The sequence below is a fragment of the Curtobacterium sp. NPDC089991 genome (assembly GCF_044748425.1).
Taxonomy (GTDB): Bacteria; Actinomycetota; Actinomycetes; order Actinomycetales; family Microbacteriaceae; genus Curtobacterium.
On the sequence record NZ_JBIVGB010000003.1, the window covers coordinates 289,770 to 303,352 of the forward strand.

A 13,583-nucleotide genomic window follows, 5' to 3' on the forward strand; every position below is an offset into this window, starting at 1 on the left:
ACCCGCGACGAGGACAGGCCCACACCGAACGGTGTAGGCCTGTCGCGTCCGGTCCGGCGACAGCTACAGCTGCGGGTCGACGGCCGTCGACTCGGCCTGGTGCTCGTGCTTCTTCGCCTTGCGGGCGTTCCGGATGTAGGTCAGCGCCATCGGCACGACGGTCACGACGACCGCGGCCAGCAGGATGATGTCGATGTACTCGCGCACGATGTGGGCGACGAACGGGATGTGCCCGATGAAGTACCCGAGGAACGTCACGCCGACGCCCCAGACGACGGCGCCGATCGCGTTGTAGAGCGAGTACTTCTTGTAGTCCATGCGGCCGACGCCGGCGGCGATCGGCGCGAAGGTGCGGACGACCGGCACGAAGCGCGCCAGGATCACCGCGAGCGGACCGAACCGGTGGAAGAACGCGTTGGTCCGCTCGACGTTCGCCTTGGAGAACAGACCGCTCTCCTTGCGCTCGAAGATCGGCGGACCGGCCTTCTTGCCGATGTAGTACCCGAGCTCTCCGCCGAGGAACGCCGCGGCGCCGATCATCAGGGCAGCGACCCAGATCGGGATGCCGCCGATCTCGCCGCCGCGGTCGAACGCGAACAGGCCGGTGATGACGAGCAGGCTGTCGCCCGGGAAGATGAAGCCGATCAGCAGACCGGTCTCGGCGAAGACGATCGCACAGACGACGAGCACTGCGACCGCCCCGAAGTGGTCGAGGATGTACTGCGGATCCAGCCATGGGATCAGGGCGAGTGCGACGGAGTGCATGTCTCTTCCGGTCGTGCAGATGCGGTGACGGGAGGGTCACCCGCACGACGAGGGTACCGTCCGCGCGTGACCGGAGCGTCCCTCGGTGGTATGAGATGCGCGAGCACGCAACGGTCGGTGCGGAAGGAGGGACTCGAACCCTCACGCCTGGGGCACAGGAACCTAAATCCTGCGTGTCTACCGATTCCACCACTCCCGCGAGCAGCGGCAGTATACCGAGCGCGCGCTGGTCGGCCGACGTCGGCGGACGTCGGCGGACGTCGGTGGACGTCGGTGGTGCGAGGTTGATCACTCCGTGCGGGGCAGAAAGCGCGCACCGAGTGGGCAACCTCGCACCGAGTCGTGGGAAACGGCTGCGCGCAGCGCGCGTCAGCGCAGCTGGCGCGGCAGGTACCGCGGCACGTACCGCAGCAGCACTCCGGCACCGATCAGGCCCAGCACGCCCATCACGCCGCTGGCAACCGCGATCGTCGCGACGGCCGTCACCCCGGAGATCACGAGCGGCGCAGCAGCGGACCCGAAGTCGCCGGTGAAGCGCCAGGCCCCGAGGAACGGCGCCGGGTCGTCGCGCGGGGCGAGGTCGGCGCCGAGCGTCATGAGGATGCCGGAGCCGACGCCGTTGGCGAGCGACATCCCCATCGCGATCCCCACGAACCAGCCGACCCGCGCGTCGAGGTGCCCGCTCCAGGCGAGCAGGAAGTAGCTGATGCTCAGCCCGAGCATGCAGGGGAGTGCGCTCGCCAACCGCCCCCAACGGTCCATGATCTGGCCGCTCGTGTAGAACAGCGCGAAGTCGACGGCACCGGCGATGCCGATGATCAGAGCGGCCGTCGAGTCGTTCAGCCCGACACTGACCGCCCACAGCGGCAGGATCACCTGGCGTCCGGCACGCATCGCGCCGATGAGCGCGGCGCCGCTACCGAGCCGCAGCAGCACGGCCCGGTTCGTGCGCAGGGTGCGGAAGAGGCCGTGCGCCTCCTTGCCGACGAAGACCGCTCCGGTGTCGGTGGACGGCTCGGTCACGCCGGTCGCGTCCGACCCCGACCGGGAGGCCCGTGGCGGCAACCGCAGACCGCGTGCGCCCGTCGCCGGGTCGCGCAGCACCAGGAGCACTGTCGCCGCCGCCAGGCAGCACACGACGTGGATCCAGAAGGCGCTCGCGGTGGTGCCGGTCAGGTGGATCACGCCGGCGGCGAGGAACGGTCCGACGAAGTACCCGAAGCGGAACACCCCGCCGAGGCTCGACAGCGCCCGGGCTCGGATGCGGACGGGGATCGCGGTGGTCATGTAGGCGTGCCGTGCCAGGGCGAACACCGCGGTCGAGACGCCGACCAGGAACACCCCGAGCGCGAGCACCCACGCGTTCGCCGCGGTCGTGCAGACGACGAGGCCGCCGACCGACACCAGGGCAGCGCCGATCATCGCGTTCCGCTCGCCGATCCGCGCGACGACGATGCCGGACGGCACGTCGCCGATGAGTTCGCCGACCAGGATGAGCGACGCGACGAAGCCCGCGAACGCCAGGGTCGCGCCGAGGGAGTCCGCGGCGATCGGGATGATCGGGATGATCGCGCCCTCGCCGATGGCGAACAGTGCCGCGGGCAGGAACCCGGACAACAGGACGGACCGGAAGTCGAATGAGTCGTTCCCCGTCGTGGCCATCGCTCGACCAACGGTACGCCAGCGGTACGGGTTCGTCGGCGGGTTACCCTGGAGGCATGCGTGTTCTGGCGGCGATGAGCGGTGGGGTCGACTCGGCGGTGGCTGCTGCCCGGGCGGTCGACGCCGGGCACGACGTGGTCGGCGTGCACCTGGCGTTGAGCCGGATGCCGGGCACGCTCCGCACCGGCAGTCGCGGGTGCTGCACGATCGAGGACTCGATGGACGCCCAGCGCGCCGCGTCCGCCCTCGGCATCCCCTACTACGTGTGGGACTTCTCGGCCCGGTTCAAGGAGGACGTCGTCGACGACTTCGTCGCCGAGTACCAGGCCGGCCGCACCCCGAACCCCTGCATGCGGTGCAACGAGCGGATCAAGTTCGCGGCGCTGCTCGAGAAGGCGCTGGCCCTGGGCTTCGACGCCGTCGCGACCGGGCACTACGCCTCGATCGTCACCGGCCCGGACGGCTCCCGCGAACTCCACCGATCGGCAGCGTGGGCGAAGGACCAGTCCTACGTGCTCGGGGTCCTGACCGCCGAGCAGCTGCAGCACGCGATGTTCCCGCTCGGGGCGACCCCGTCGAAGGACGAGGTCCGGGCCGAGGCCGCCCAGCGTGGGCTGACCGTCGCCCAGAAGCCCGACTCCTACGACATCTGCTTCATCCCCGACGGCGACACCCGCGGCTGGCTCGCCGACCGTGTCGGCAGCGAGACCGGTGACGTCGTCGAGCGCGACGGCACCGTCGTCGGTTCCCACGACGGCGCGCACGGCTACACGGTCGGGCAGCGCCGCGGACTGTCGCTCGGGCGCCCCGCCGCCGACGGCAAGCCCCGGTTCGTGCTCGAGATCCGCCCGAAGGACAACACCGTCGTGGTCGGCCCGAAGGAGGCACTGGCCGTGTCGTCGATGTCGGGCTCCCGCTTCACGTGGGCCGGCACCGCACCCGCCGACCCGCAGACGCCGTTCGCGTGCGACGTGCAGATCCGGGCGCACGCCGACCCGGTGCCGGCGACCGCGCGGGTGCAGGACGACGTGCTCGTGATCGACGTCGACGAGCCGCTGCACGGGGTCGCCCCCGGGCAGACGGCCGTGGTCTACGTCGGCACCCGGGTGCTCGGACAGTGCACGATCGACAACACCGTCAGCGCCGTCCCCGTCGACGCCTGAGACCGCCGCTCCCGGGCGGTGGGTCCGCTGCACGCGCCGTCGGTGGCACACGGTAGAACTGATGACATGAGCGAGACCGACGCCACGTTCGAGACCATCGACCCCGACGGGCTCGACGCCGCCCAGGCCGGGCGCGAGGTCGACCGGCTGCGGGCCCGCATCAACGAGCTGCGACAGGCGTACTACCAGGGCGACAACGGCTCACCGGAAGCCGATGCCGACTACGACGTGCTGGTCCGCCGGCTCGACGCGATCGAGCAGCGGTTCCCGGAGCTCCTGACCGAGGACAGCCCGACCCAGACCGTCGGCGGCCAGGCGCAGACGACGCAGTTCGCGCCGGTCGAGCACGCCGAGCGGATGCTGTCGCTCGACAACGTGTTCAGCCCGGACGAGCTCACCGAGTGGGCCGTCAAGGTGCAGCGCGACGCCGGCGCCGAGCGGGTCCGGTTCCTGACCGAGCTGAAGATCGACGGCCTCGCGATCAACCTGCGCTACGAGCACGGCCGCCTGTTGTCAGCGGCGACCCGAGGTGACGGTGTCGTGGGCGAGGACGTCACCGGCAACGTCCGGACGATGGGCACGATCCCGGACCGGCTGGCGGGGACGGGCCACCCGCCCCTGGTCGAGGTCCGCGGCGAGATCTTCTTCCCGGTCGCCGAGTTCGACGAGCTCAACGCGAACCAGCGCGAGGCGGGGGAGCGGGTCTTCGCCAACCCGCGCAACGCCGCCGCCGGGTCCCTCCGCCAGAAGGAAGAGGGCAAGTCCGAGGCGAAGCGCGCGCTCATGGTCGACCGGCTCCGGCGGTTGCGGATGCTCGTGCACGGCATCGGCGCATGGCCCGTGCGCGAACTCGAGCAGGAGACCGACGTCCGCTCGCAGTCCGAGGTCTACGAGCTGCTCGAGACCTGGGGCCTGCCGACGAGCAGCCACTACCGGGTCTTCGACACCATCGACGAGGTGAACGCCTTCGTCCGCTCCACGGGCGACCGCCGTGCCTCGGTCGAGCACCAGATCGACGGCGTCGTCATCAAGGTCGACGACCTCGCCCTGCACGAAGAACTCGGCTCGACGTCTCGTGCACCCCGGTGGGCGATCGCGTACAAGTACCCGCCGGAAGAAGTCCACACCAAGCTCGTCGACATCGTCGTCAGCGTCGGGCGGACCGGGCGTGCGACCCCGTTCGCGGTGATGGCCCCGGCCGAGGTCGCCGGGTCGGTCGTCCGCCAGGCCACCCTGCACAACCAGCAGGTGGTCAAGGCGAAGGGCGTCCTGATCGGCGACACCGTCGTGCTGCGGAAGGCCGGCGACGTCATCCCCGAGGTCCTGGGGCCGGTCGTCGACCTGCGCGACGGCACGGAGCGCGAGTTCGTGATGCCGACGCACTGCCCGGAGTGCGGCACCGAGCTCGCCCCCGCGAAGGAAGGCGACATCGACCTCCGCTGCCCGAACGCGAAGAGCTGCCCCGCGCAGGTCCGCGGTCGTGTCGAGCACATCGCATCGCGCGGTTCCCTCGACATCGAGGGTCTCGGCGAGGTCGCAGCCGCAGCGCTCACGCAGCCGCTGCACCCGGACACCCCACCGGTCGTGACCGAGGCCGGGCTGTTCGACCTGACGATGCAGGACATCGTCCCGATCGAGGTGATCGTCCGCGACGCCGAGACCGGCATGGAGAAGGTCGACGACGCCGGTGCCCCGAAGCGCGTGACCCCGTTCAGCCGCGCGCGCAAGAAGACCGACCCGCCGTTCGACCCCGAAGCACGCGGGGCCGACTACACCGGCGAGCCGAGCCGCTTCCCGTCGAAGAACGCGTTCGAGATGCTCGCGAACATCGACGCAGCGAAGACGAAACCGCTCTGGCGCATCATGGTGGGGCTGAGCATCCGCCACGTCGGACCGGTCGCGGCGCGGGCGCTCGCGAACCACTTCGGGTCGCTCGACCGGATCCGCAGCGCCTCGCGCGAGGAACTCGCGGCGGTCGACGGGGTCGGCGGGATCATCGCCGACGCCCTGCTCGCGTGGTTCGAGGTCGACTGGCACCGCGACATCATCGACCGCTGGACGACGGCGGGCGTGCAGTTCAACACGCCGGACCACCCCGGCCCCGGGGGCGCGGCGATCGAGGGCGGTGTCCTGAGCGGCGTCACGGTCGTGGCGACCGGGTCCCTCGAGGGGTACACGCGAGAGGGCGCGCTCGAGGCGATCATCACCGCCGGCGGCAAGGCGGCGTCGAGCGTCAGCAAGAAGACCGACTTCGTGGCCGCGGGTCCCGGGGCCGGGTCGAAGCTCACGAAGGCCGAGCAGCTGGGGCTCCGGATCATCGACGCCGAGCAGTTCCACCTGCTCGTGACCGAGGGGCCGAGCGCGCTCCCCGAGCCGGAGGTCCCCGCGCCCGAGGGGTGAGCCGGGGCGACGAGCACGACCGCGATGTGGCCGCACACTGCGGCGCGCCGTGCGACGCACCCAGTTCGGGGGACAAGTTGCATCGCGCATGACCGATCCTCGGGCATTCTCCTTACACTCGACAGAGCATCACCCGTCGTCTGCAGGGAGACGGCGGGACGGCCTTCCAGGGGGAGACCCGATTGCTGCTCATCGCCGCGGCTCTGCTCACCGCCTCGATGCACTCGCTCGGAGTGATCGAGGCCCCCGTCGCGCCTCCGACCCATGCCGCCACGGCCACCGTGACGGTCGCGCTCGTCTCCGAGCGCCACGCGGTGCCCCAGCCGGTCATGACCGGGGGACAGATCGACGTCGACACCGTCGCCGACGCGCACGGTCGGGCGTTCCTCGACGACCTCGGGGTCCTCGGCGCCGGTGACCTGCGCCGTGCCGCCGACGACCGCCGTGTCGTGGCGACCGCGCAGGACGACCCGCCCGCGGCGGCCGTCGTCGCGCAGTGGTGGGCGGGACTCGACGCCGACGAACAGGGCACGCTCCTGGTCCACGCGCCGTCGATCATCGGCAACCTCGAGGGCGTACCGTACGCCGTCCGCGACCGCGCGAACCGGTCGACCCTGACCACCGGACTCGCCGACCCCGACACCGGTGCCGCGCACGCCGCGATGCTCGGACAGGTGCGGGACTCGCTGCGGCGCGAGCCCGGTGACCCGCAGCGGTTCCTCATCACGCTCGACACCCGGGCGGCGGGCCGAGCGGCGATCAGCATCGGAGACCTCGACACCGCGGCGGACGTCACCGTCATCGTCCCCGGGATGTTCTTCACCGTGACCGGGCAGATGGCCGACTTCACGAACACCGCCAACGACCTGGCGAGCGAACAAGCGACCCTCGCGCCGCTGGCCGCCGGTGGCTCCGGCGACGGGACGGGCGTCGCCGTCGTGGCGTGGATGGGCTACCGCACGCCCGACCTGTCGAACATCATGTCGCTCAGCCTCGCCGACTCCGGGGCGCAGCGACTCGAGCGCACCGTCGACGGCCTGCGGCAGATCCGCGACGGCGACCAGCCCCGGCTGAACATCGTGGCGCACTCGTACGGGTCGACGACGGCGCTCATGGCGCTCGCCTCCGGACGGATGAGCGCCGACACCCTCACCGTGCTCGGGTCACCGGGCAGCGACGTCCGGTCGGCGGCGGACCTGGACGTCGCCTCGGACGAGGTGTTCGTCGGTGTCGCGCACAGCGACCCGATCGCGGGGTCCGGGTACTACGGCACGGACCCGGGTGGTTCGTCGTTCGGCGCCACCGTGATGAACCTGGCCGGCGGTGCCGACGCGCTGGCCGCCGGGGACCTGTTCCGCCGTCCGGTCGGGCACAACGACTACCTCAAGCCGGGGACCGCATCGCTGCACGACGTCGCCCTGATCGGGATCGGCCGCGGTGACCTCGTCCGCGAGCAGGTCCGACGCGGCAGCACCGGTGACGACGGTGTCGTCGGTGCGTCGGTCGACATGTACCTGGTCCGTCCGCAGGACCTGCAGCCCCGCGACTGACGGGGCGAGGCCCTGGGCGTGACCGGATCGTGACCGGCGGCCGACGTGCCGGGGCCGCACCGGGCCTCCCGGCCGGATCCGCGACCCCGCGCGGATCGCGACCCGCGACAGGTGTTGCCTGAGCGGCAACCTGAGCGACGGCGCAGCCTCAGTCGGTTCCACGGCAGAACCAGTACAGCCCGCCTCCCTACGGTTCGGGGCATGCGTGTGGTGCGATGGCCTGGTGCTCTCCTGATGTTCGTGGTGATGTCCGTGCTCGCCGGCATGCTCGTCGCCGTCGCGGTGACGCCCGCGGTCGCCGTCGCGGGTGAGGGCACCTCGGGTGCGGTCGCGTTCTTCGAGGACCTGCCGAGTTACCTCGACGTGCAGACGCCGCAGCAGGTGTCGTCGGTGTACGCGACGAAGGGCGGCAAGCAGGTCAAGATCGCGTCGTTCTACGCCGAGAACCGGACGAACGTCGCGGCCGACCAGATGGCGGACACGCTCAAGCAGGCCGCCATCGACACCGAGGACCCCCGCTACTACGACGAGGGCGGCATCGACGTCCTCGGCACGCTGCGCGGAGTCGCCGCGACCGTCGTCGGCGGCGACGTCCAGGGCGGATCGAGCATCACGCAGCAGTACGTCAAGAACGTCCTCGTGCAGCAGTGCGAGGAGCTCACCGGCAAGGACCAGGCCGCCACGGCGAAGAAGGTGGAGGCCTGCTACGAGGACGCAGCCGGCGTCACCCCGCAGCGGAAGCTGCAGGAGATGCGGTACGCGATCGCGGTGAACAAGAAGTACTCGAAGGACGACATCCTGACCGGGTACCTGAACATCGTCGGGCTCGGCGGTCGGGTGTACGGCGCCGAGGCCGGTGCCGAGTACTACTTCGGCGTGCACGCGAAGGACCTGTCGCTCGTGCAGTCGGCCACGCTCGTGGCGATCCTCAACAACCCCTCGAACCTGCGCATCGACGTGCCCGGTGACAAGGACAACGGGCAGGCGAACGGCTACGCGCTCACCAAGGAACGACGCGACTACGTCCTCCGCCGCATGCAGGCGCACGGGTCGATCACGAAGGCCGAGATGACGAAGGCCATCGCGACCCCGGTCACGCCGAAGATCACCGAGACCGCGAACGGCTGCTCGACCGCGGCGACGAACTACGACGCCGGCTACTTCTGCGACTACGTCCGCGACCAGGTGCTGCAGGACCCGGCGTTCGGCAAGACCGCCGCGGCGCGCATCGCGACGCTCGACACCAAGGGCCTGCAGATCCACACCTCGCTCGACCTCGACCTGCAGGGCCAGGCGCAGACCGCACTGTCGACCTACGTGCCGGCCACGATGGCCGGCGTCGACGTCGGCGGCTCCAACGTCACCGTCGAGCCCGGCACCGGACGCATCATGTCGATGGTGCAGAACACGTCGTACACGCAGGGCGACAACGCCGCAGCGGGGTCGACCGCGGTGGACTACAGCGCGGACTCCGGCTACGGCAACTCCGGCGGGTTCCAGACCGGCTCGACCTACAAGGTGTTCACCCTGGCCGAGTGGCTCGCGACCGGCCACACCCTGTCCGAATCGGTGTCGACCACCGAGCACACGTTCCAGAACTCGGAGTTCACGAACTCCTGCCAGAACGTCAGCGGCGGGACGTGGCCGGTCGCGAACGCCGAGTCCGTGCCGGCGTCGATGACCGTGCAGGCCGCCACCGTCGAGTCGATCAACACCGCCTTCGGCGCGATGGGCAAGCAGCTCGACCTCTGCAAGATCGCGCAGCTCGCACAGTCGATGGGGATCCACCGCGCCGACGGCGGTGCCCTCGGACAGACCCCCTCGTCGATCCTCGGCGTCAACGAGCTGTCGCCGATCGACCTGGCCGAGGCCTACGCCGGCTTCGCGAACGGCGGCGTCGTCTGCACGCCGACCGCGATCGACTCCGTCACCGAGTCGGACGGCACGAAGATCACCCCGACGCCGTCGTCCTGCACGCAGGGGGTCTCGGCGGACGTCGCCGGCACCGTCGACTACGCGCTGCAGGGCGTGCTGTCGGGCTCCGGCACCGCCGCCAGTGCGAACCCCGGCGACAGCGTGCCGAAGTTCGCGAAGACCGGCACCACCGACGGCGACGTGCAGAACTGGCTCGTCGCGTCGTCGACGAAGTACACGAACGCCACCTGGATCGGGAACGTGCAGGGGAGCGTGAGCCTGGCGAACTGGCCGTTCCTGCAGGGCACCACCGGGTACAGCGCGAAGTTCGGGGTCGGGAAGTCGATGATGGCGTACCTGGACCAGACGGTCGGCGGGAACGCCCTGCCCACGCCGAGCCAGGCGATGATCGGGCAGGCGAGCCACGCGTCGCAGTCGCAGTCCTCGGCGTCGTCGGGATCCGGTGCGTCGCAGGCCGACCAATCGACGCCGACCACGCCGACGCAGACCGCTGCACCCGCTGCACCGGCTGCTCCGGCGGCGCCGGCGGAACCGGCGGCGCCCGCCGCCACGGCGGCTCCGGCAGCGGGTGACCAGAACGGGAAGTGACGGCTCGGGTCCACGCCGCCTGGAGGCCCGTCACCGGTCCGCCGGACCGGTGACGGGCCTCCAGGCAGCCGTCCACAGCCGCGCCTGCGTGATCGACCGCAGCCAATAGACTGTCGGACGTCCACGAACCGATCGACGGAGCACCATGCCTGACATCACGAGCGAGCAGGTCGCGCACCTGGCGAACCTCGCACGTATCGCACTCACGCCCGACGAGATCGAGAAGCTGACCGGGGAGCTGTCGCACATCGTCGAGAGCGTCGCCAAGGTCGCCGAGGTCGCGACCGACGACGTCCCGCTGACGAGCCACCCCGTGCCGCTCGGCAACGTCACCCGACCCGACGTCGTCGGCCAGACGCTGACGCAGGAGCAGGCGCTCTCCGGAGCGCCGGACTCCGACGGCGAACGGTTCCGAGTGACCGCCATCCTGGGAGAAGAACAGTGACCGACATCACGCGGATGAGCGCCGCGGCGCTCGCCGACGCCCTCGTGGCGCGCGACGTCTCGAGCGTCGAGGCCACGCAGGCCCACCTCGACCGCATCGCCGCCGTCGACGGCGACGTGCACGCCTTCCTGCACGTCAACCAGAACGCCATCGCCGTCGCGAAGTCGATCGACTCGCGTCGCTCGGCCGGCGACGACCTCGGGCCCCTCGCCGGTGTCCCGATCGCGATCAAGGACGTCCTGTGCACGCAGGACATGCCGACCACCTCGGGCTCGAAGATCCTCGAAGGGTGGATGCCGCCGTACGACGCCACCCCGGTCGCGAAGCTCCGCGCCGGCGGCCTCGTGCCGCTCGGCAAGACCAACATGGACGAGTTCGCGATGGGCTCGACCACCGAGTTCTCGGCGTACGGACCGACCCACAACCCGTGGGACCTCGACCGCATCCCCGGCGGGTCCGGCGGTGGCTCGGCCGCTGCCGTCGCCGCGCACGAGGCACCCATCGCCCTCGGCTCCGACACCGGTGGCTCGATCCGTCAGCCCGGCGCCGTCACCGGCACCGTCGGTGTGAAGCCGACCTACGGCGGGGTCAGCCGCTACGGCGCGATCGCCCTGGCGTCCAGCCTCGACCAGATCGGCCCGGTCGCCCGCACCGTCCTCGACGCCGCGCTCCTGCACGACGTCATCGGCGGGCACGACCCGCGCGACTCCACCTCGATCCCCGACGCCTGGCCCTCGATGGCCGCCGCCGCCCGCGAAGGACTGCAGGCGGACACGCTGCGCGGCCTGCGCGTCGGCGTGGTGAAGGAGCTCGCCGGTGGCGACGGCTTCCAGGCCGGGGTCACCCAGCGCTTCCAGGAGACCGTCGCGCTGCTCGAGTCGGCCGGTGCGGTCGTCGTCGAGATCGACGCCCCGTCGTTCGCCTACGCGATCAGCGCCTATTACCTGATCCTGCCGGCCGAGGCCTCGTCGAACCTGGCGAAGTTCGACTCGGTGCGCTTCGGCCTGCGCGTCACGCCGGAGAACGGTGCGACGGTCGAGGACGTCATGGCCGCCACGCGCGAGGCCGGGTTCGGTCCCGAGGTGAAGCGTCGCATCATCCTCGGCACCTACGCCCTGAGCGCCGGGTACTACGACGCCTACTACGGCTCGGCGCAGAAGGTCCGCACGCTCGTGCAGCGCGACTTCCAGGCCGCGTTCGACCAGGTCGACCTGCTCATCAGCCCGTCGGCCCCGACGACCGCGTTCCCGATCGGTGAGCGCATCGACGACCCGCTCGCGATGTACCTCAACGACCTCACCACGATCCCGGCGAACCTGGCGGGCGTGCCCGGCATGAGCATCCCGAACGGCCTCGCACCCGAGGACGGCCTGCCCGTCGGCGTCCAGCTGATGGCCCCGCAGCGCGAGGACGCCCGCCTGTACCGCTACGGTGCGGCACTCGAGCGTCTGCTCGAACAGCAGTGGGGAGCCCCGCTCATCGACCGGATCCCGGACCTCGACCAGAGTCAGCAGTCGGCTGCGCAGGAAGGTGTGATCTGATGGCGCAGAAGGACGCGCTCATGGACTTCGACGAGGCACTGGAGCGCTACGAGCCGGTGCTCGGCTTCGAGGTGCACGTCGAGCTCGCGACGAAGACCAAGATGTTCTCGGACGCGCCGAACTTCTTCGGTGGCGAGCCGAACACGAACGTGACGCCGGTCGACCTCGGCCTGCCCGGGTCGCTGCCCGTCGTCAACGCGCAGGCCGTCCGGTACTCGATCCAGCTCGGCCTTGCGCTCGGCTGCTCGATCGCCGAGTCGTCGCGGTTCGCCCGGAAGAACTACTTCTACCCGGACAACCCCAAGAACTACCAGGTCTCGCAGTTCGACGAGCCGATCGCGTTCGAGGGCGAGGTCGAGGTCGAACTGGCCGACGGCACGATCTTCAACATCCCGATCGAACGCGCCCACATGGAAGAGGACGCCGGCAAGCTGACGCACGTCGGTGGTGCCACCGGCCGCATCCAGGGTGCCGAGTACTCGCTCGTCGACTACAACCGCGCCGGTGTGCCGCTCGTCGAGATCGTCACGAAGCCGATCTTCGGTGCCGAGCACCGTGCCCCCGAGCTCGGTGCCGCGTACGTGCAGGTCATCCGCGACCTCGTGCGCGCACTCGGTGTCTCCGAAGCCCGCATGGAGCGTGGCAACCTGCGCTGCGACGCCAACATCTCGCTGCGCCCCCGTGGCCAGGAGAAGCTCGGCACCCGCACCGAGACGAAGAACGTCAACTCGTTCCGTGCCGTCGAGCGTGCGATCCGCTACGAGATCCAGCGCCAGGCCGCGATCCTGGCCGACGGCGGCTCGATCACGCAGGAGACCCGCCACTGGCACGAGGACACCGGCCGGACCTCGGCCGGCCGTCCGAAGTCGGACGCCGACGACTACCGCTACTTCCCCGAGCCCGACCTGCTGCCGGTCGTGCCCGACCCCGCGGTCGTCGAGGAGCTCCGTGCGTCCCTGCCCGAGGCCCCGGTGGCTCGCCGCCGTCGCCTGAAGGGCGACTGGGGCTTCGCCGACCTGGAGTTCCAGGACGTCGTGAACGGTGGGCTGCTCGACCAGGTCGAGGGCACCGTCGCCGCCGGAGCCGCGCCGCAGGCGGCCCGCAAGTGGTGGACCGGCGAGATCAGCCGTGTCGCGAACGCGCAGGACGCCGAGCCCGGCGACCTCGTGTCGCCGCAGCACGTCGCCGAGGTCATCGCGCTCGTCGAGTCCGGCGACCTGACCGACCGCCTGGCACGCCAGGTGCTCGAGGGCGTCATCGCCGGCGAGGGCTCGCCGGCCCAGGTCGTCGAGGCCCGTGGGCTCAAGGTCGTGTCCGACGACTCGGCGCTCACCGCCGCGGTCGACGAAGCACTCGCCGGCCAGCCGGACGTGCTCGCGAAGATCAAGGACGGCAAGGTCCAGGCCGCCGGCGCCATCATCGGCGCCGTCATGAAGGCCATGAAGGGCCAGGCGGACGCCGCCCGCGTCCGCGAGCTGGTGCTGGAGCGCGCGCAGCAGGCGTAGTCGCCGTTCCGTTCCGCGGAACCAGGTTC

General features: G+C 70.8%; 9 protein-coding genes and 1 tRNA gene. 7 read left to right on the top strand and 3 right to left on the bottom strand.

Going from position 1 to position 13,583, the window contains the following annotated elements:
* Positions 1-63: 63 nt before the first annotated feature.
* The 3 genes from ACIPV1_RS10700 to ACIPV1_RS10710 form a co-directional block, all read right to left on the bottom strand.
* Positions 64-765, bottom strand: a complete 702-nt coding sequence (locus tag ACIPV1_RS10700; protein ID WP_205464149.1) for a DedA family protein — start codon at positions 763-765, stop codon at positions 64-66.
* 118 nt (positions 766-883) lie between these two features.
* Positions 884-964: transfer RNA gene (locus tag ACIPV1_RS10705), tRNA-Leu, on the bottom strand.
* 170 nt (positions 965-1,134) lie between these two features.
* Positions 1,135-2,427: an MFS transporter gene (locus tag ACIPV1_RS10710; protein ID WP_123294070.1), complete on the bottom strand. Its 1,293-nt coding sequence runs from the start codon at positions 2,425-2,427 to the stop codon at positions 1,135-1,137.
* 56 nt (positions 2,428-2,483) lie between these two features.
* On the opposite strand from ACIPV1_RS10710, the gene mnmA reads away from it, so the two are divergent.
* The 7 genes from mnmA (at position 2,484) to gatB (ending at position 13,554) form a co-directional block, all read left to right on the top strand.
* The gene (gene mnmA, locus ACIPV1_RS10715) at positions 2,484-3,590 is read left to right on the top strand and encodes a tRNA 2-thiouridine(34) synthase MnmA (protein ID WP_402726337.1); all 1,107 of its coding nucleotides are present in this window, start codon (positions 2,484-2,486) and stop codon (positions 3,588-3,590) included.
* Between the two features lie 66 nt (positions 3,591-3,656).
* Entirely contained in the window at positions 3,657-5,990 is a 2,334-nt protein-coding gene (gene ligA, locus ACIPV1_RS10720) for an NAD-dependent DNA ligase LigA (protein ID WP_402726338.1), read from the top strand.
* A gap of 182 nt (positions 5,991-6,172) precedes the next feature.
* Positions 6,173-7,540: an alpha/beta hydrolase gene (locus ACIPV1_RS10725; protein WP_132099605.1), complete on the top strand. Its 1,368-nt coding sequence runs from the start codon at positions 6,173-6,175 to the stop codon at positions 7,538-7,540.
* A 201-nt stretch (positions 7,541-7,741) separates the two neighbouring features.
* Positions 7,742-10,063 carry a transglycosylase domain-containing protein gene (locus ACIPV1_RS10730; protein WP_402726339.1) on the top strand — a complete coding sequence of 774 codons (2,322 nt, stop codon included), beginning with the start codon at positions 7,742-7,744 and terminating at the stop codon, positions 10,061-10,063.
* A gap of 145 nt (positions 10,064-10,208) precedes the next feature.
* Positions 10,209-10,508 carry an Asp-tRNA(Asn)/Glu-tRNA(Gln) amidotransferase subunit GatC gene (gene gatC, locus ACIPV1_RS10735; RefSeq protein WP_111085021.1) on the top strand — a complete coding sequence of 100 codons (300 nt, stop codon included), beginning with the start codon at positions 10,209-10,211 and terminating at the stop codon, positions 10,506-10,508.
* Positions 10,505-12,049 carry an Asp-tRNA(Asn)/Glu-tRNA(Gln) amidotransferase subunit GatA gene (gene gatA, locus ACIPV1_RS10740; protein ID WP_402726340.1) on the top strand — a complete coding sequence of 515 codons (1,545 nt, stop codon included), beginning with the start codon at positions 10,505-10,507 and terminating at the stop codon, positions 12,047-12,049. The genes gatC and gatA overlap by 4 nt, the downstream gene beginning before the upstream one ends.
* Positions 12,049-13,554, top strand: a complete 1,506-nt coding sequence (gene gatB / locus ACIPV1_RS10745) for an Asp-tRNA(Asn)/Glu-tRNA(Gln) amidotransferase subunit GatB (protein ID WP_123340738.1) — start codon at positions 12,049-12,051, stop codon at positions 13,552-13,554. The genes gatA and gatB overlap by 1 nt, the downstream gene beginning before the upstream one ends.
* Positions 13,555-13,583: the final 29 nt, after the last annotated feature.

Excerpts from the sequence above, each read along its gene's own strand:
- ACIPV1_RS10700 (WP_205464149.1), bottom strand. The coding sequence starts at position 765 with ATGCACTCCGTCGCACTCGCCCTGATCCCATGGCTGGATCCGCAGTAC.
- ACIPV1_RS10710 (WP_123294070.1), bottom strand. The coding sequence starts at position 2,427 with ATGGCCACGACGGGGAACGACTCATTCGACTTCCGGTCCGTCCTGTTG.
- mnmA (WP_402726337.1), top strand. The coding sequence starts at position 2,484 with ATGCGTGTTCTGGCGGCGATGAGCGGTGGGGTCGACTCGGCGGTGGCT.
- ligA (WP_402726338.1), top strand. The coding sequence starts at position 3,657 with ATGAGCGAGACCGACGCCACGTTCGAGACCATCGACCCCGACGGGCTC.
- ACIPV1_RS10730 (WP_402726339.1), top strand. The coding sequence starts at position 7,742 with ATGCGTGTGGTGCGATGGCCTGGTGCTCTCCTGATGTTCGTGGTGATG.
- gatC (WP_111085021.1), top strand. The coding sequence starts at position 10,209 with ATGCCTGACATCACGAGCGAGCAGGTCGCGCACCTGGCGAACCTCGCA.
- gatB (WP_123340738.1), top strand. The coding sequence starts at position 12,049 with ATGGCGCAGAAGGACGCGCTCATGGACTTCGACGAGGCACTGGAGCGC.